17 protein-coding genes, 1 tRNA gene and 1 pseudogene are annotated in these 17,343 nt (G+C 65.6%); 13 read left to right on the top strand and 6 right to left on the bottom strand.

The window, feature by feature from the left end; translation table 11 throughout:
* The first annotated feature begins 3 nt into the window (after positions 1–3).
* The 6 genes from rpmI (at position 4) to BCR55_RS00730 (ending at position 5,280) form a co-directional block, all read left to right on the top strand.
* Complete coding sequence (gene rpmI, locus BCR55_RS00755) at positions 4–201, top strand: 50S ribosomal protein L35 (RefSeq protein ID WP_004191477.1); 198 nt, start codon at positions 4–6, stop codon at positions 199–201.
* A 30-nt stretch (positions 202–231) separates the two neighbouring features.
* Complete coding sequence (gene rplT / locus BCR55_RS00750) at positions 232–591, top strand: 50S ribosomal protein L20 (protein ID WP_004192938.1); 360 nt, start codon at positions 232–234, stop codon at positions 589–591.
* 229 nt (positions 592–820) lie between these two features.
* The gene (gene pheS / locus BCR55_RS00745) at positions 821–1,834 is read left to right on the top strand and encodes a phenylalanine--tRNA ligase subunit alpha (RefSeq protein WP_006408513.1); all 1,014 of its coding nucleotides are present in this window, start codon (positions 821–823) and stop codon (positions 1,832–1,834) included.
* A gap of 84 nt (positions 1,835–1,918) precedes the next feature.
* Positions 1,919–4,348 carry a phenylalanine--tRNA ligase subunit beta gene (gene pheT / locus BCR55_RS00740; protein WP_006404961.1) on the top strand — a complete coding sequence of 810 codons (2,430 nt, stop codon included), beginning with the start codon at positions 1,919–1,921 and terminating at the stop codon, positions 4,346–4,348.
* A 72-nt stretch (positions 4,349–4,420) separates the two neighbouring features.
* Positions 4,421–4,822, top strand: a complete 402-nt coding sequence (locus tag BCR55_RS00735; RefSeq protein WP_035488220.1) for an integration host factor subunit alpha — start codon at positions 4,421–4,423, stop codon at positions 4,820–4,822.
* 47 nt (positions 4,823–4,869) lie between these two features.
* Positions 4,870–5,280 carry a MerR family transcriptional regulator gene (locus tag BCR55_RS00730; RefSeq protein ID WP_006402078.1) on the top strand — a complete coding sequence of 137 codons (411 nt, stop codon included), beginning with the start codon at positions 4,870–4,872 and terminating at the stop codon, positions 5,278–5,280.
* Positions 5,281–5,353: 73 nt separating this feature from the next.
* Here the strand turns inward: BCR55_RS00730 and BCR55_RS00725 are convergent, their stop codons facing one another.
* A complete protein-coding gene (locus BCR55_RS00725) occupies positions 5,354–7,558 on the bottom strand; it encodes a hypothetical protein (protein ID WP_065494026.1) in 2,205 nt (734 codons plus the stop codon).
* 459 nt (positions 7,559–8,017) lie between these two features.
* Between BCR55_RS00725 and BCR55_RS00720 the strand changes: the two genes are divergently transcribed.
* The 3 genes from BCR55_RS00720 to BCR55_RS00710 all read left to right on the top strand — a co-directional run bounded on the left by BCR55_RS00720 (position 8,018) and on the right by BCR55_RS00710 (position 10,249).
* Positions 8,018–8,094: transfer RNA gene (locus BCR55_RS00720), tRNA-Pro, on the top strand.
* Positions 8,095–8,234: 140 nt separating this feature from the next.
* Positions 8,235–9,440, top strand: coding sequence for an outer membrane protein assembly factor BamC (gene bamC, locus BCR55_RS00715; protein ID WP_035946051.1), 1,206 nt, complete (start codon positions 8,235–8,237; stop codon positions 9,438–9,440).
* Between the two features lie 518 nt (positions 9,441–9,958).
* Entirely contained in the window at positions 9,959–10,249 is a 291-nt protein-coding gene (locus tag BCR55_RS00710) for a putative quinol monooxygenase (RefSeq protein ID WP_006402075.1), read from the top strand.
* 39 nt (positions 10,250–10,288) lie between these two features.
* On the opposite strand, the gene BCR55_RS00705 is transcribed toward BCR55_RS00710, so the two are convergent.
* The 3 genes from BCR55_RS00705 to BCR55_RS00695 form a co-directional block, all read right to left on the bottom strand.
* Positions 10,289–10,546, bottom strand: a complete 258-nt coding sequence (locus BCR55_RS00705; RefSeq protein ID WP_065494025.1) for a DNA-binding protein — start codon at positions 10,544–10,546, stop codon at positions 10,289–10,291.
* Positions 10,547–10,680: 134 nt separating this feature from the next.
* Positions 10,681–10,953, bottom strand: coding sequence for a hypothetical protein (locus BCR55_RS00700; protein WP_006402074.1), 273 nt, complete (start codon positions 10,951–10,953; stop codon positions 10,681–10,683).
* A gap of 211 nt (positions 10,954–11,164) precedes the next feature.
* On the bottom strand, positions 11,165–11,881 hold the full coding sequence (locus BCR55_RS00695) for a YdcF family protein (protein WP_065494024.1): 717 nt from the start codon (positions 11,879–11,881) through the stop codon (positions 11,165–11,167).
* Between the two features lie 157 nt (positions 11,882–12,038).
* Here BCR55_RS00695 and BCR55_RS00690 point away from each other — a divergent pair, with 157 nt between their 5' ends.
* A complete protein-coding gene (locus BCR55_RS00690; RefSeq protein ID WP_006404957.1) occupies positions 12,039–12,356 on the top strand; it encodes a hypothetical protein in 318 nt (105 codons plus the stop codon).
* Between the two features lie 187 nt (positions 12,357–12,543).
* On the opposite strand, the gene BCR55_RS33320 is transcribed toward BCR55_RS00690, so the two are convergent.
* Both BCR55_RS33320 and BCR55_RS00680 read right to left on the bottom strand, forming a co-directional pair.
* Entirely contained in the window at positions 12,544–12,795 is a 252-nt protein-coding gene (locus BCR55_RS33320; RefSeq protein ID WP_006404956.1) for a hypothetical protein, read from the bottom strand.
* 200 nt (positions 12,796–12,995) lie between these two features.
* Positions 12,996–13,391: pseudogene (locus tag BCR55_RS00680) on the bottom strand (transposase); the annotation flags it as partial.
* Positions 13,392–13,819: 428 nt separating this feature from the next.
* Between BCR55_RS00680 and BCR55_RS00675 the strand changes: the two are divergent.
* From BCR55_RS00675 to scpB, 3 genes are all read left to right on the top strand, one after another.
* The gene (locus tag BCR55_RS00675; protein WP_065494023.1) at positions 13,820–14,722 is read left to right on the top strand and encodes a LysR family transcriptional regulator; all 903 of its coding nucleotides are present in this window, start codon (positions 13,820–13,822) and stop codon (positions 14,720–14,722) included.
* A gap of 63 nt (positions 14,723–14,785) precedes the next feature.
* Positions 14,786–15,994, top strand: coding sequence for a pyridoxal phosphate-dependent aminotransferase (locus tag BCR55_RS00670; RefSeq protein ID WP_065494022.1), 1,209 nt, complete (start codon positions 14,786–14,788; stop codon positions 15,992–15,994).
* A 261-nt stretch (positions 15,995–16,255) separates the two neighbouring features.
* Positions 16,256–17,311, top strand: coding sequence for an SMC-Scp complex subunit ScpB (gene scpB / locus BCR55_RS00665; RefSeq protein ID WP_065494021.1), 1,056 nt, complete (start codon positions 16,256–16,258; stop codon positions 17,309–17,311).
* The last annotated feature ends 32 nt before the right edge of the window (positions 17,312–17,343 follow it).

The following is a 17,343-nucleotide window of genomic DNA, read 5'->3' as shown; positions in this document are numbered from 1 at the left end:
GTCATGCCTAAGATGAAGACCAAGAAGAGCGCCGCAAAGCGCTTCGTGGTGCGTCCGGGCGGTACCGTCAAGCGCGGTCAAGCCTTCAAGCGCCACATCCTCACCAAGAAAACCACGAAGAACAAGCGTCACCTGCGCGGCGCCACGGCAGTTCATGATTCCGATCTGAACTCCGTCCGCGCGATGCTCCCGTTCGCGTAACCCCTCAACCGATACTCTAAGGAGAGAAACATGCCTCGAGTCAAACGTGGGGTAACCGCACGGGCCCGTCACAAGAAGATCATCAACCTGGCCAAGGGTTATCGCGGCCGCCGCAATAACGTCTACCGCATCGCCAAGCAGGCGGTGATGCGCGCTGGTCAGTACGCGTACCGCGATCGCCGCAACAAGAAGCGTGTGTTCCGCGCACTGTGGATCACGCGTATCAACGCGGCAGTTCGCCAGCACGACATGACCTACAGCGTGTTCATCAACGGCCTGAAGAAGGCGTCGATCGAACTCGACCGTAAGGTGCTGGCCGACATGGCGGTGTTCGACAAGGCTGCTTTTGCTGCGATCGTCAAGCAGGTGAAAGCCGCCGTTGCAGCCTAATTGCAAAATTAGCACTGCGTGGTGAGTTGCAGCGATGTTCCGGTAGTCTCGGCCGCTGCAGCGAAAACGGGGGCTCTTCCGAGCCCCTTTTTTTATCGGCCCTCGCTGGGCCGCCCGAAGCGGGCCGAGCGCCCGGCGGGCAGCGAACGAAGCGTGCGTGAGGGCCGTTTTCTGTTGGCCGGACGAATTCGCCGGTCAAGACCGAATGACGTTGGAAATGATGGGATCTATGGATCTGGACCAGATTGTCGCCGACGCGCAGCAGTCCTTCGAACGGGCTGCCGACATCACCACGCTCGAAAACGAGAAAGCACGATTTCTCGGCAAGTCGGGCGCGCTGACCGAGTTGCTGAAGGGCCTCGGCAAGCTCGATCCCGAAGCACGCAAGACCGAAGGCGCACGCATCAACGTCGCGAAGCAGCAGGTTGAAGCCGCGCTGACCGCGCGCCGTCAGGCGCTTGCCGACGCGCTGCTGAACCAGCGCCTCGCCGCCGAGGCGATCGACGTCACGCTGCCCGGCCGCGGCGCGGGCACCGGCACGCTGCACCCCGTGATGCGCACGTGGGAGCGCGTCGAACAGATTTTCCGTTCGATCGGTTTCGACGTGGCCGACGGCCCCGAGATCGAGACCGACTGGTACAACTTCACGTCGCTGAACAGCCCGGAAAACCATCCGGCGCGGTCGATGCAGGACACCTTCTACGTCGAAGGCAAGGACGCCGACGGCCGCCCGCTGCTGCTGCGCACGCACACGAGCCCGATGCAGGTCCGCTACGCGCGGATGAACCGTCCGCCGATCAAGGTGATCGCGCCGGGCCGCACGTATCGCGTCGACAGCGACGCGACGCATTCGCCGATGTTCAACCAGGTCGAAGGCCTGTGGATCGACGAGAACATCAGCTTTGCCGACCTCAAGGGCGTCTACACCGACTTCCTGAAAAAATTCTTCGAGCGCGACGACATCCTCGTGCGCTTCCGTCCGTCGTACTTCCCGTTCACGGAACCGTCGGCCGAGATCGACATGATGTTCGAGCACGGCAAGAACGCCGGCAAGTGGCTCGAGATCTCCGGCTCGGGGCAGGTGCATCCGACCGTGATCCGCAACATGGGCCTCGACCCCGAGCGCTACATCGGCTTCGCGTTCGGCAGCGGCCTCGAGCGTCTGACGATGCTGCGCTACGGCGTGCAGGATCTGCGCCTGTTCTTCGAGAACGATCTGCGCTTCCTGCGCCAGTTCGCGTAACGCGCGCCGCGCCGACATGTGCCCGCGCCGCTCCGACGACGGAGCGCCGGGCGTCGATCTAACCCGTTTCGAACGTAGACATCCATGCAATTCCCTGAATCCTGGTTGAGAACCTTCGTCGACCCGCAGATGACGACGGACGAGCTGTCGCACGCGCTGACGATGGCGGGGCTCGAAGTCGAGTCGCTGAGCAAGGCCGCGCCGCCGACGTCGAAAATCGTCGTCGGCCGCGTGCTCGAAGTCGTCAAGCATCCGGATGCCGACAAGCTCAATGTCTGCCAGGTCGACGCCGGCACGGGCGCGACGCTGAACATCGTCTGCGGCGCGCCGAACGTGGCGCCCGGCATCAAGGTGCCGGTCGCGCTGGTCGGCGCGGAACTGCCGCCGGCCGAAGAGGGCGGCAAGCCGTTCGCGATCAAGCTGTCGAAGCTGCGCGGCGTCGAAAGCCAGGGGATGCTCTGCTCGGCGCGCGAGCTCAAGCTGTCGGAAGACCACAGCGGCCTGCTGATCCTGCCGGAAGACACGCCCGTCGGTCAGGACATCCGCGATGCGCTGAACCTCGACGACACGATCTTCGAGATCAAGCTGACGCCGAACAAGGCCGACTGCCTGTCGGTGTTCGGCATCGCGCGCGAAACCGCCGCGATCACCGGCGCGCCGCTGACGCCCGTCGAGATTCGTCCGGCGCCCGTCGAACTCGACGAGACGCTGCCGGTGCGCATTTCGGCGCCCGATCTGTGCGGCCGCTTCTCGGGCCGCGTGATTCGCGGCGTGAACGCGCGTGCGAAGACGCCGCAGTGGATGGTCGAGCGCCTCGAGCGCGCGGGCCAGCGCAGCGTGTCGGCGCTCGTCGACATCTCGAACTACGTGATGTTCGAACTCGGCCGGCCGTCGCACGTGTTCGACCTCGACAAGATCCACGGCGGCATCGAGGTGCGCTGGGGCAAGCGCGGCGAGTCGCTGAAGCTGCTGAACGGCAACACGGTCGAGCTCGACGAGACGGTCGGCGTGATCGCCGACGATCGTCAGGTCGAAAGCCTCGCGGGCATCATGGGCGGCGACAGCACGGCCGTCACGCTCGACACGACGAACATTTATCTGGAAGCCGCGTTCTGGTGGCCGGACAGTATCCGCGGCCGCGCACGCAAGTACAACTTCTCGACCGATGCCGCGCATCGTTTCGAGCGCGGCGTCGACTATGCGACGACCGTCGAGCACGTCGAACGCATCACGCAGCTGATCCTGGAAATCTGCGGCGGCAAGGCGGGCCCGGTCGACGATCAGGCCGTGAATCTGCCGCAGCGCACGCCGGTGAAGATGCGCGTGTCGCGCGCGAACCGCATCATCGGCGTGCAGATCGACGCGGACGAAATCGCGAACATCTTCACACGCCTCGGTCTGCCGTTCGAGCGCGACGGCGACGTGTTCTCCGTCACGCCGCCGTCGCACCGCTTCGACATCGAGATCGAGGAAGACCTGATCGAGGAAGTCGCGCGCATCTACGGTTTCGAGAAGATTCCCGCGCGTCCGCCGGTCGCGACGAGCGAGATGCGCGCGACGAACGAAACGCGCCGCTCGATCCACGACATTCGTCACGCGCTGGCCGCGCGCGACTACGCGGAAACGGTCAACTTCAGCTTCGTCGATGCGGAATGGGAACGGGATTTCGCCGGCAACGACAATCCGATTCGCCTGCTGAATCCGATCGCGAGCCAGCTGTCGGTCATGCGCACGACGCTGTTCGGCAGCCTGATCGCGGTGCTGCGCCATAACCTGAACCGCCGCGCGGACCGCGTGCGCGTGTTCGAGACCGGCCGCGTGTTCATCGCCGATCCTTCGGTGAAGGCGGGCGAGTTGACGGTCGAAGGCTATGCGCAGCCGAAGCGTGTCGGCGCGCTCGCGTACGGCCCGGCGTTCGACGAGCAATGGGGCATCGCGACGCGCGCGGTCGATTTCTTCGACGTGAAGGGCGATCTCGAGGCGCTGCTCGCGCCGGCAGCCGCACGGTTCGTCAAGGCCGAGCATCCGGCACTCCATCCGGGCCGCAGCGCGCGCATCGAGGTGGACGGCCGCGCGGTCGGCTGGATCGGCGAACTGCACCCGCGCCTGATGCAAAAGTACGAACTGCCGCACGCGCCGGTGATGTTCGAAATCGACGCGGACGCACTGATCGCACGCGCGTTGCCGGCGCCGACCGACGTGTCTAAGTTCCCGCCGGTGCGCCGCGACATCGCGGTCGTCGTCGATCAGGCGGTCGAAGTTCAGACGCTTTTCGACGAAATGAAGCAGGCGCTCGCGGACGACGCGTGCCGATTCGTTCAGAAGGTTGTACTCTTCGACGAATTTCGTGCAAAATCAAATACTTCCGGGGGTCTTGCCGCACACGAGAAGAGCCTTGCATTCCGCGTGACGCTGCAGGACCCGGCGGGCACGCTACAGGACGAGGTCGTCGATCAGGCGATCCAGACGCTGGTCGAGCGCATGGCTCGTGCCGGTGCGCGCCTGCGCGGCTAAGGAGAGGGGCCGCCCGTTCGCGGGCGGTTTTTCCCGATCGTGAGTTTGGGTTTAACGCGCTGTATGGCAGATATGAACGACATGACCTCGAGTGAATTCGAAGCCCTCCTGACGGCGCAACGCAGCGCCATGAACCGCGACGCGGCGGCGTCGGCGTCCGCCGAGACGCCTACGCTCACGAAAGCGGAGCTGGCGGAGTTGCTGTTCGACAGCGTCGGGCTGAACAAGCGTGAAGCGAAGGACATGGTCGAGGCGTTTTTCGAAGTGATCCGCGACGCGCTCGAAAACGGCGAAAGCGTCAAGCTGTCGGGGTTCGGCAACTTCCAGCTTCGCGACAAGCCGCAGCGCCCGGGTCGCAATCCGAAGACGGGCGAGGCGATTCCGATCGCGGCCCGCCGAGTGGTAACCTTCCACGCAAGCCAGAAGCTCAAGGCGCTGGTCGAAAACGGCGCGGAGCCGACCGCCGCGCGCTGACGTCCCGCGCGTCCGCCGCGCGTCCCTTTACCGACGGTTAACCGACGATGACCAACACGGTTGAGAAAGTCGTCTTGCCTCCGATTCCCGCGAAGCGCTACTTCACGATCGGCGAAGTCAGCGAACTATGCGGGGTCAAGCCGCACGTGCTGCGTTATTGGGAACAGGAATTCACGCAGCTGCGGCCGGTGAAGCGGCGCGGCAACCGCCGGTATTACCAGCATCACGAAGTGCTGCTGATTCGCCGGATCCGCGAGCTGCTGTACGAACAGGGCTTCACGATCAACGGCGCGCGCAACCGGCTCGACTCGCCGGGCAGCGAGCGCACCGCGGCCGGCACCGAGGAAATGGCCGCCGACGAAACGCGCGCGGCCGGCAGCAAGCCCGGCGCGACGGTCGACGTGGCCGCGCTGCGGCAGGCCTTGCTCGACGTGATCGACGGCCTGAAGCACGACTGATCCGCTCGACGGAGCGCATACGAAAGCCCGGTTGGCGCGCGACGCCACCGGGCTTTTTTGTCGGGCGCGCGTGTCAGTGCGACGCCAGCGGATTCGGCCGGCCCGTGTCGACGACGAGCGTGCCGTCCGGCAGCATGCGCACCGAACCTTGCGCGACCTGCCGACGATAGTCGTACAGGTCGAAACGCATCGCGCCGGTTTCGGCCGAATTGCGGATCAATGCACGCACGTTCAGTTCGAGCACGTTGAACATCTTCATGTCGCCGCCTTCCATCCACATATAGCTCGGCGCATCGATCGACGGCCGTTTCGGCAGCGATGCGTCGGCGACGCGGCGGAAGGTGAGGCGCAGTCCATCCGGCTCGACGGTCGCGTGCGCGAGCCTGCCGTTCAGCATCGGCGGCGGAAACACGGTGTACTGGTCGAGCACGAGCGTGTCGCCGCGCAGTTCGGCGCCGCGCCGCTGCAGCGGCGTCAGCGAGGACAGCTCGATGCCGAGCGAGCGCAGCAGTTTCGCCTGAGGAATGCCGAGCACCGAGACCTGCGACGGCTTGAACGCGAGATGCCGATCGTCGAGCACCGACAGCGAGCCCTTCATGTCGGTCGGCAGCCATACGCCGGGCACGTGGTTCCACAGCTTGATGCCGCCCGTCACGCGCAGGTCCTGACCGTCCGCCGCGAGCCGCAGATCGTTGAGCGAACGCGGCGAGTAATCGAGCAGATAGTCGTTGAACAGGGCCGACATCGCCTTCCACGATTCGACGACCGTGCCGCCCAGAATGCGGATGTCGTACTGGTTCGGATCGTCGAGGTCGACCGGTTCGCCGGGCCGCTTCGCGACGAGCTGCACGTCGAGGTCCTCGACGTGAAAACCGATATCGCCGGACAGGTTGAAGTCGACATTGTGCAGATGGATCGTCGGATGGCGGTTCGAGACGTGGCGCTCGTCGAACGGCGCGTTCGGCGTGCGCCGGATCGCCACTTTCTGCATGCCGGGCTGCGCGGTGTCGGCGGCGAGCGCATAGGCTTCCCAATGCCGGCGCAGCTCGCGCAGCGCGCTCTGCTGTGCGGCGATAAAGCCGTCGTTCAGGCGCGCGGCCGCGTTGCCGAGCGGCACGCCGGTCGCGCCCGCATATGAGGGCATGCGGATCGTCATCGCGCCGCTTTCGTCGAAATTGAAATAGCCGGCCGATACCTGGTCGCGATAGTGATACAGGTCGAACACGAAGTTCTGCGGGCTCGTCGGCTCGACGGGGCCGATCAGGATGTCGGCGTTCATCGGCATCGAGCGCATGAACTTCACGTCGCCGCCGCGGATGAGCATTGCCTGCTGCGGCGCGTTCGCGGGCATGGCGAAGCCGGCCTGCGTGCCGTCGTCGAGCGTCAGGTCGAGGCCCGCCGGCGTGACGCGCAGCGCCGTAATCGAGATCTTGAGTCGCGGCGGCGGCATCAGCTTGTCGACCGACATCACGAGATCGTCGCCGGCGAGCCGCGCGATCGGCGTGTCGACCTTCAGCAGATCCGACATCCTGACGTTGGCGGCGCGCATCACCGGCTGCGCGTCGAGCCCGGACACGCGTACGCCGGTCGGATGGAACACGAGCTGACCGCGGTCGCGCAGCGCGAGCGTGCCTGTCAGCGAGAACGGGACCCAGCCGTTGCGCTGCATTTCGCCCTGCAGGTGGATCACGCCGTCGCCGGCCGAGACGGCAAGCTTGCGCAGCGGCGCGTTGCGGTACCCGAAGATGTAGGTGTTGAAGAGCGCGGTCAGCTTCGCGTCGTCGAGCGTGACGGTGCCGCGATGGACGTCGATCTCGAAGCTCGTCGGATCATCGAACACGATCGGTGCGCCGGGCTGCGTCGGCACGAGCGTCGCCGAGAGCTGATGAATGAAGAAACCGAGGTTGCCGACGATTCGGAAATCGACATCGCGCAGGAACGTCATCGCGCCGTTTTGCCCCGAGTCGCGCAGCGTGAATGGCCGCGGCTGCGCGAGGCGGATCGAGCCGAGCGACGGGACCGTGCGCGCGATCTGCTGCTCGCGCGCGAGACGCTCGGCTTTCGCGCGCTCGAGCTTCGTCGACGCGGCCGCTGCACTGCCGTCGCGCTGTGCCGCCGATTCCGCGCAGCCGCTGCAGAGCAGCGCAACGGCGAGCGCGCCACAGCCGAGCATGGTCGCTCGGCGCGGCGCTCGCGGCGCATCTGCGCGTGGCGAGCGCGACATCCAGTCGAAAATTGCCAAAGGCGTGCGATGGCCGCGCCGGACCGCATTCCGCATCGTCTGTCTCCCTGTCTTGTCATGATCGACGGCGGCACGCGTCCATGCGCGGCGCGGGCGTCGATGCCGTGCAGTCTGACATAGCCGGCTAGAGCGGCGTCACCAAACAACGCGCGCGGGCACGGCTTTCGCCGACGGACGGCCGCACAACGGGTTCGCGGCCGCAGCGCGCGAAAGTCAAACTGGCGTTTGGATTTCGATGCGGTGCCGTTGCGCGAGGCACGGGATAGAGTGAGTGGAACGCGTCGGTGCAGGCGTCAGAGAAGGGCGCGGCGGTGTGACGCTGCCAAGCGTTGGGCGAAAGCCGCGTAACGCGACGCGAGCCGGCGCGGCTGCGCAACGCCGTCGACGCGCGTGTTTCGATTAACGGCGCCGACGCAGGAAACTTTGCGGGAACATTCACAAAATGCATGCGACCCGTTCTAATCGGCCAAACTGTCTGTTATACTTTTGTGCTTTCGGGGCGTAGCGCAGCCTGGTAGCGTACCTGCATGGGGTGCAGGTGGTCGGAGGTTCAAATCCTCTCGCCCCGACCAGACAAGAACCCGCGTCAGTTCAAGCTGACGCGGGTTTTTTCTTGCCGGTCGCTTTTTTGCACAGTGCCGCGCGGCCCCGGTAAAATGCACGGTTGATCCACGGAAAGCGCCGTGATTTAGCGGAAGAGGATTCCCCGAACATGACTGATCTTCGTCTTACCATGCGGTTCGCTGCAGTGCTCGCCACCGGCGCGCTCGTCGCCGGTTGCGGTACGTCGTCGCCCACGAAAGTGGACTACAAGAGCGACTCGAAATCGAAGGAAGCGTCGCTTGCAGTGCCGCCCAACATGCTCGACGAGACGGCCGATCAGCGTTCGCTGCCTCCGCAGGGCGGCGCGACTTCCCTGTCTGCGCTGCAGCAGGTCCAGCAGGCTGCACCGGCCACGGACACCGTCGCGCCGGCCGTCGCCGACATGCGCATCCAGCGCGACGGCACCGAGAGCTGGCTCGTGATCGACGGCAAGAAGCCGGCCGACGTGTGGCCGCAGGTGCGCCGCTTCTGGCAGGAGCAGGGTTTCCTGCTCGTCGTCGACCAGCGCGACAAGGGCGTGATGGAAACGGACTGGAACGAGACGCGCCCGCAAATCAACGACGGCCTGATCCGCAGCGTGATCTCGAAGGCGATGGGCAACTCGTACGTGACGGCCGAGCGCAACAAGTACCGCACGCGTCTCGACGCGGCGCCGAACGGCGGCACCTACGTGTTCATCAGCCAGAAGGGGATGCGCGAAGCGCTCACCGGCGCGAACAACGATTCGAGCAAGTGGGAGCCGAAGCCGAACGATCCGGGCCTCGAAACCGAATACCTGAAGCGCCTGATGGCCGTGCTCGCGCAAAACGAGCAGCGTGCGAAGAACGGCGAGCCGCCGATCGCCAACATCAAGGAAGAGGCAGCGCCGAAGGACAAGAAGGACGCCGATGCGTCGTCGAAGGCGGCCGCCGCCATCGCCGCGCAGAACGTGTCGCGCACGTCGTCGCAGGGCGGCGATGCGAGCGCCGCCACGGTGCCGTCCGAGGTGACGCTCGGCGAACCGTACGATCGCTCCTGGCTGCATGTCGGCTTGGCGCTCGATCGCGCGAACTTCACGGTCGACGATCGCGATCGCACGCAGGGGCTGTATTTCGTGCGCTACGTCGATCCGAAGGATCTCAGCGCGGCCCAGCAAGGCTTCTGGAGCCAGCTGTTCCACGGCAAGAAGGAGAAGCAGGCGAAGCAGTATCGCGTCAACGTGAAGGCGCTGACGCCGGACGAGACGCGCGTCGCGGTCGTCGACGAGTCGGGCGCAATCGACACCTCGTCGCCCGCGCGCCAGATCATGGCACTGCTCGTGAATCAGCTGCGCTGACCGCACCACGCCCCCATGCAAAACCCGCCATCCGGCGGGTTTTTTTATGCGCGCGCGCCGCGCGCAGACGTGCGGGACAGCGCACGGACACCTCGCGTGACGTTACGTAACGTTCCGGGCGTTACGGTGGCAGAACGCGTGTTACATCGTCATGACCGAAAAATTTCCGCTTATAAATCAACGCAATAGTGGCTGATCCTCATCTGGCACGGAAGCTGCTTTATATGTAGGGATTGTCAGAAAGGGGAGGACGGCGTCAGGTGCCGGGCGCGCGTCGCGAACGCCCGATCAACGGTATCGACGCTGCCGATGCCGGTGCAATGCGCCGGCGACAACGATGACGATCCGCGCCGCGCGCGGATCCCGATGGCCCCGTCGCCTATCCTCGTAGGGCGACGGTTTTGCCCGCGCTTCTCTGAAGCGCGGGCTATTTTTTTGGTCCGTCGCGATGTACGGCGCCCATACGGTCACCGTGCGATTCGCGTATTCTCGTCGTTTTCGGATTCGACGGAGTCGGTATGGCTGAAATTGCAGTGGTCGCGTTGATTGTCGCGAAGCCCGGCGCGGAAGAGAAACTGCGCGCGGTGCTCGAGCGTATCGTCGAGCCGACGCGCAACGAAGTCGGCGCGTTGCAATACGATCTGCATCGGGACCTGAAGGAGCCGGCCCGATTCGTCTTCATCGAACGATGGGAGAGCGAGGAGGCGCTGGCCGCCCATGCGCGTTCCGCGCATATCCTCGCGTATCGCGAGGCGGCCGCGGACTGGATCGAGCGTTCGGAAGTCCGCGTATTGTCGAAGCTTGCGTGAGCGAGCGGGGCGGCCGGCTGGCGCGGCCGCCGCGATGCGTCAGTGCGACGCGTTCGGCACGTCGAGGATCAGGATGATCGTCCAGTCGGCGTCGCGGTCGTGATGGTACTGGCGTTCCGCGACGATGAACGGCTGCTGCTTGCCTTGCGGGCCGAGGAACAGCACGTCGCCTTCCATCGGCAGGCACTCGATCGGCGGCAGTGCGAGGAACGCGTCGTCCGAGCCGCGCGGCATCAGTTGCTTGATCTTGCGAGTGGCGGCTTCGGTCCACTCGATGTCGAGTTGAATGTTGCTCATGCTGTCCTCCGCACCGGGGTGCGCACGGTTGGAAAAATTCGGTGCGCGACTTTAGCACAGCGCGGGCGCCGCAAGTAAAAAAGCCGAACCCGGTTGCCCGGATTCGGCTTTTCGCTTGTGCGGAGCCGCCGAACTTACTGGCTCGCAGCGTCTGCCGGCGCGGCCTTCTTGCCGGCCTTCTTCGCTGCCTTGTGGTGAGCAGCCTTCTTGCCGTGGTGATGCTCTTCGTGCATCGCCGGCTGCGCCGCTTCGGACGCTTGCTGCTGTTGCAGCGCCTGTGCGCGCTGCTCGATCTCGGCGATCTTGGCCGGATCGGTGATGGTCTTGATTTCCGTGCTCTCTTGCGCATACGCTGCGCCAGTCAGCGCCGACATCGCAACCAGGATAGCCAGGGACGTCTTCTTCATTGCTTTACCTCCGCTAAGTGGTGATGAACCCGAGTGTTGCCGTTTTGTCTGGCGACTGCAATCGAGTGCGTGTCGAGTGTAACAAAAGTGACGGATCAATGTGCACCGGATCGCGCCGGCGCGCAAGCGTACGTTGAAGCCGCGCAACACTTCGCGAGGCCCGTCACGCGCATGCCATCGTCCGTTGCGATCGTTGCGGCGCGCTGCGCGATCAGAACCGGCCGATCAGCCGATAGACATGAAACTGCGCGATGCCGATCAACTCGTGCAGCGCGAGTTCGGCCGCGACGACATTCGACCAGCGCGGCAGCCACCCCGTATGCGCTTCGCGGCGATTCGCAAAGACGGGCTGCGGATCGATGCCGAAACGGCGGAAGTCGAGCAGTGCGCGGCGCATCTGATACGACGACGTGATGAGAATACGCGCGTCGTCACGCCGTGAGCGTAGTATAGACGTCGTGAATTGCGCATTTTCGTAGGTCGTGCGGCTCTTCGGCTCGAGCACGAGATCGCCGGGATCGACACCGGCGGCGACGAGCCCGCGCCCGTAGACGGCCGCTTCGGTGTCGCCGTGATGCTGCGGATCGCCGCCCGACATCACGACGGTGCACCGCTCGGCCTGCCGGCGGCAGGTTCGGTACAGTTCGGCGGCCTTGCGAATGCGGGCCGCGCCGTCCCGCGGCGGCCGAAGGCCGTCATCGGCGCGCTGCGTGCCGGCACCGAGGACGATGAGTACCGTCTGTCCATGCATGTCCGGGTGCTCGACCGGTTCGACGCCGGCTTCGGCCCATGCGATGAACGGCGCCGCGAGCCAGCCGCTCGCGATGAGCCAGAACAGCGCGACCGCGGCGAGCGCGATACGCCGCCGTTGCTTGCGGCACAGCAGGAATCCGATGAAGAGAAGTACAAATGAATCGAACAGAATCAATTTGATTGGGGTATGGTGTCTTTTTATGGATGGCTGACAATTCGCCCCTGACGCGACGCCGAATGTCGGCCCCAAGAACCGGTGGCGGTATCGGCGGGCGGAGACCCCGTCCGGCGCGCCGCTTCGCATTGTCGCTGCACTTTAAGAAAGAATCGAGATGGCCACGTATTCCAATGAAGCGGTGCTCGACGCATTGAGACGAGTGCAGTACCGCCAGGTTCCGTGGGCGCGCCGCCCGGGCGTGTTCGAGTATCTTCGATCGCTCGGGCTGATGGATACGGTCAGGCAGAAGACCGTGGCGCCCGCACCCGGCTTTCACGCCCCGGTGGACATCGCGGTGCTGACCGACAGCGGTCGCGCCGAGTTCGCGCGCCTCGAGCGCGAAGAGAAAGCGGCGACCTGGCTCGATCGACGGATGGACGACTACGCGCTCAGCGAAGCGGGCGCCGTATCGGTTCTCGAAAGCCGTCTCTAGCGCAGCCGCGCATCGGCCGCACACGGCATGCTCGAAAAAAAGCCCGTATCACGAGGATACGGGCGTACCGGATACTTTTGCTGCTGCCACGCTGTGCTCATGGCAACCGTGTGACCCGGTGCATGCCGGTCAGTTCCCGGGCGCCGGCATTTTCTTCGGTGAATCGGTGAAGTGCGACTACCTGCGACTACGGATGTCGCGGCAGGTCGTTCGGCTGCGAGCCGATGCGTGCGCGCGCGTTGCTTGCGATGTCGCCGCGCAGGTCGCCGCGCGGCACGGTCTGGCGGTCGGGCGGTGCGGAGGGCGGCGGCTGATGCGCCAGCGCATTTCGATGATCCTGGCGGCGCGGCGCCTTCGTGCGATCGTCGGCGTGGACGGGAGTCGCCAGCACCACGGAAACGACAATGCCGCATGCGACGAGCAGTGACATTGGTTTCATGGAGGGCTCCCTTCAAGCCGTCGGCGCGGCCCGTTGATATGTCGCTAAGGTAAGCGTGGGAGTGCAGGCTTGCTGTAAATAATAGTAAATAGATGTATCGCCGAGCGGCGTCCGTAACGGGGCGTCACGCGTGCGCCGCGCGCAAGGCGGCAAGCAGAATGAAAACGGGCGGCCGAAGCCGCCCGTATCGCTATCCGTTACGCCATTTTGACCGGCGCGCGCCACGATTCCGGATTGGTCCAGAACGCGCCGCGCAGTCGATCGCGGCTCGGCGGTGCAGGCGGCTTCGCCGCGCTTGCGCCGATCCGGCCGCGCAGCGAAATCTGACGGCCGCTCGTGCCGAGTCGCTTGACGATTTCGGCGAGTGTGCCGTCGGCCTGCCATTCATCGAAGCGACGACGGCAGGTCGGCGGAGACGGATAGCGGCCCGGCAGTTTGGACCAGCCTTCGCCCGTCGACAGAACCCAAAGCACGGCATTTACCACCGAACGGGCCTCCACGCGCGGGCGACCGCGCCGCTCACTGCGTGCAGGCTCCGAGCAAAACAGTCCTTCGACCAGCGCCCATTCGTTATCTCTCAAATCGTCGAACAGCATCATGTCCTCACCTCAGCGAAGCTAACTCCGGTGCGCTGCCATGCGCCGCGCACTCTTCAGGCACTCGTCGTCGAGTGCCGGGTGGGGGCGTTCGGTTGGCCGGTAGCGGTGTTCCTGCCCGTTGTCCGACATCACCTGCGCCCTGTGCGCCATGCAATGCACGAAGCGTGCCATGTCGGAGGCGAATCCCTCGAGAGCCGCTTGGCAGCGAGCCGACGGCTAAGTCAGCTAGGGGCGTATAAGACGCCAAAATAACCCGCCAGCAAATCAGGACAATCACCAATCTTGTGCAATTCGCCCGTACGGCGTGCGTTTGCGCGCTTATTGCACCGCAGCGAAACACGCCGTGCCGAGATCGATTCACACGTCGCGGCATCCATCGCGCATTAAAATCGCGCATCGATATCGACGATTGATGAGGTCCGGGGATGAACGTCACGCTGCGCCAGCTTCGCGTATTCATCGAGGTCGCGCGGCTCAGGAGCTTCAGCCGCGCCGGCGACGAGATCGGGCTCACGCAGTCCGCGGTCAGCCGTTGCGTGCGCGAACTGGAGACCGAGCTCGGGCTGAAGCTGATCGATCGCACGACGCGCGACGTGCAGCTGACCGATGTCGGGGCGAACCTGATCGCGAGCGTGTCGCGGCAGCTCGACGATCTCGACGACACGCTGCGCGAAATTCGCGAGATCGGCGAGCAGCGCCGCGGGCGCGTGATCGTCGCGGCGAGCCCGACGATCGCGTGCCGGCTGATGCCGCGCGTCGTCGCGTCGTGCGAGCGGCAGTTTCCGTTCGTCACGCTCGGGCTGCGCGACGACGTGCAAAGCGACGTGCTGCGCAAGGTGAAGTCGAGCGAAGTCGACTTCGGCGTCGTGATCGGGCCGCTGGCCGTCGCGGATCTCGTCTGCGAGCCGCTGATGACCGATTCGTTCTGCCTCGTCGCGCGCGCCGATCATCCGCTGGCCGCACGCGCCGAGGTGCCGTGGACCGCGCTGAACGGCGAACGCCTCGTCCTGCTCGATCACGCCTCGGGCAGCCGTCCGCTGATCGATGCGGCACTGGCCGCTCACCGCGTCAACGCGACGGTGATGCAGGAGCTCGGCCATTCCGCGACCGTGTTCGGGCTCGTCGAGGCCGGCATCGGCGTGAGCGTGCAGCCGTGGCTGTCGTTGCCGTTGCCGGCCGGCTCGACGCTCGTCGCGCGGCCGCTGACGCCGCGCACCGAACGGACGGTCGAGCTCGTGCGGCGCCGCGACCGGTCGCTGTCGCCTGCCGCGCAGGCGATCTGGGAGCTCGTGCGCGAGATGCCGTCGCGTGCGGAGGACCTCGACTGACGCGCGTGCGGCCCTGCGTCGTGGGTACACTACGCGAATCGTGTTCTCCGGTGGCGATCGACGATGGTGCATTCCGCAGATTCCGCAGAGTTCGAGCCGGCGCATGAGCCGGTGGCCCGCGAAGCAGTGCACGCGTTGCGCCCGTCGCTGATCCGCGAAGTCGCGAATGCAGGTTTCGGCGTGCGCGACGTCTTGCCGTTCTGGTTCGGCGAATCCGATCGCGTGACGCCGGACTTCATCCGCGATGCGGCGGCCGTCGCGTTGCGGGACGGCGCGACGTTCTACACGCCGAATCTCGGCACGGCGTCGCTGCGTCGTGCGATCGCCGGCTACGTGAGCGCGCGCCACGGTGCCACGGCGCTCGACTCGATCGCGGTCACGAGCTCGGGCGTCAGCGCGCTGATGCTCGCCGCGCAGCTGCTGGTCGGGCCCGGCGATCGCGTCGTCGCGCTCACGCCGCTGTGGCCGAATCTCGTCGAGATTCCGAAGATTCTCGGTGCGCGCGTCGAGTGCGTGCCGCTCGCGTATGGGCGCGCCGGCTGGCAGCTCGACGTCGACCGGCTGCTCGCGGCGCTGACGCCCGACACGCGGATGCTGATGATCAACTCGCCGAACAATCCGACCGGCTGGACGATGTCGCGCGACGATCAGCTTGCCGTGCTCGCGCATTGCCGCCGACACGGGATCTGGATCGTGGCTGATGAGGTGTACGAGCGGCTCGCGTTCGATGCGGGCGGCGCGCCATCGTTGCTCGATATTGCGTCACGCGACGAACGCGTCGTCGTCGTCAATTCGTTTTCCAAAGCATGGGCGATGACGGGCTGGCGGCTCGGCTGGCTCGTCGCGCCCGTTGCCTTGGCCGGCGATCTGTCGAAGCTGATCGAATACAACACCTCCTGTGCGCCGGCGTTCGTGCAGGCGGCCGGCGAAGTCGCGCTGCGCGACGGCGAGCCGTTTGTCCGCACGTTCGTGGCGGCGCTGCGCGACGCACGCGATCATCTGATCGGCGCGTTGCGCACGCTGCCGGGCGTCGACGTGGCCGCGCCGCCGGGCGCGATGTACGTGTTCCTGAAGCTGCCGGGTGCCGACGACAGCCTCGCGTTCTGCAAGGCGCTGGTGCGCGAGGCGGCGCTCGGCCTTGCGCCCGGTCGCGCGTTCGGGCCGGAAGGCGAGGGCTTCGTGCGCTGGTGCTACGCCTGCGAGACGGCTCGACTGGATGCCGGTGTCGAGCGACTACGGCGCTTTCTGGCGCGCGGCGCGCGTGCCGGCTGAAGCGGGGCCGGAGTGCCGGCCGCGCCGCGCGACTCATCTTTACGCACCGGGCAATTTTGCGTAATATGGCGCTCAGTCACGCGGCTCCGTCGTTGAGTCGTGCTGTTCCGTCCGGTTCGGGCCTGGCTTGAAGTCGATGCTGCCGCCCCCGGTTCGTGCTCCCATCAATATGACCGATCAGAATCGGGCGAGCGCGTCTTCCGTTCCTTTCGTCTGTTTTGTTGATCCGGTTCGTTTGACCACAGGGTCTGGCCTAGCTGCATGAATACCCAAGAGGCGAAGATCGTCCTCGAGACTGCTTTGATCTGTGCGCAGGAGCCGCTCAAGCTCGGCGATTTGCGCAAGCTCTTTGCCGACGGCGTGTCGGCTGACACGGTCCGCACGTTGCTCGAAGATCTGAAACAGGATTGGTCCGGCCGCGGTGTCGAATTGGTGGCGCTCGCGAGCGGATGGCGCTTTCAGAGCAAGCCGGCGATGCGTCATTTTCTCGATCGCCTGCATCCGGAAAAGCCGCCGAAATATTCGCGCGCGGTGCTCGAAACGCTGGCAATCATCGCGTACCGGCAGCCGGTCACGCGCGGCGACATCGAGGAAATCCGAGGCGTCACGGTCAACACGCAGGTGGTCAAGCAGCTCGAGGATCGCAACTGGATCGAAGTGATCGGGCATCGCGACGTGCCGGGGCGTCCGGCGCTGTATGCGACGACGAAGCAGTTTCTCGACGACCTCGGACTGAAGGCGCTCGACGATCTGCCCGCGCTCGAAGAGCCGGCCGCGAACATCGAGGCCGCGCTGCTCGCGCAGCAGGCAATGGATTTCGACGGCGACGCGCCGGAAGCCGCCGACGATGCGACCGCGGCCGATGCGTCGTCGGCCGAAGCGGCTGAAGCGGGCGAAGCAATCGAAGCAGCCGAAGCGCAGCCGGACGCCGTGCCGAACATGGCGACGACGGACGAACACGCGCCGACGCAGGAATTGCCAAACCGCGATACGCTCGGGGCTGATCGCGGGAAAACGGAACAGGCCGGTGCCGAAGCAGCGCCGGCCGGCGTGCAGCCGGTGCCGCTGCATGCGGAATCGAACGAGGAAGATCGCAAGCCGGCCGCCGAAGCGGCTGCCGGAGACGGTGTGGAAGCGACCGGCGACAGGCCGGACGGGGCCGAAGAGGCCGATGCGCACCGTACCCGTCCCGCGGACGGCGAGATGCCGGACGACACGTCCGACAGTCTTGCCGGCGCCGTGCGCAGCGCCAGCGCGTCGATCGACGCGGATGCGCTGCAGGACGATGAAGCAGAACCCGAACAGCGTCGCGCCTGATCGCGGCTGACTTCTTGCCGCGCCCGTTCCGG

Source organism: Burkholderia sp. CCA53 (genome assembly GCF_001685525.1).
In the GTDB taxonomy this organism is placed as follows: Bacteria; Pseudomonadota; Gammaproteobacteria; order Burkholderiales; family Burkholderiaceae; genus Burkholderia; species Burkholderia multivorans.
This window is presented reverse-complemented; position numbering and strand designations above follow the sequence as displayed.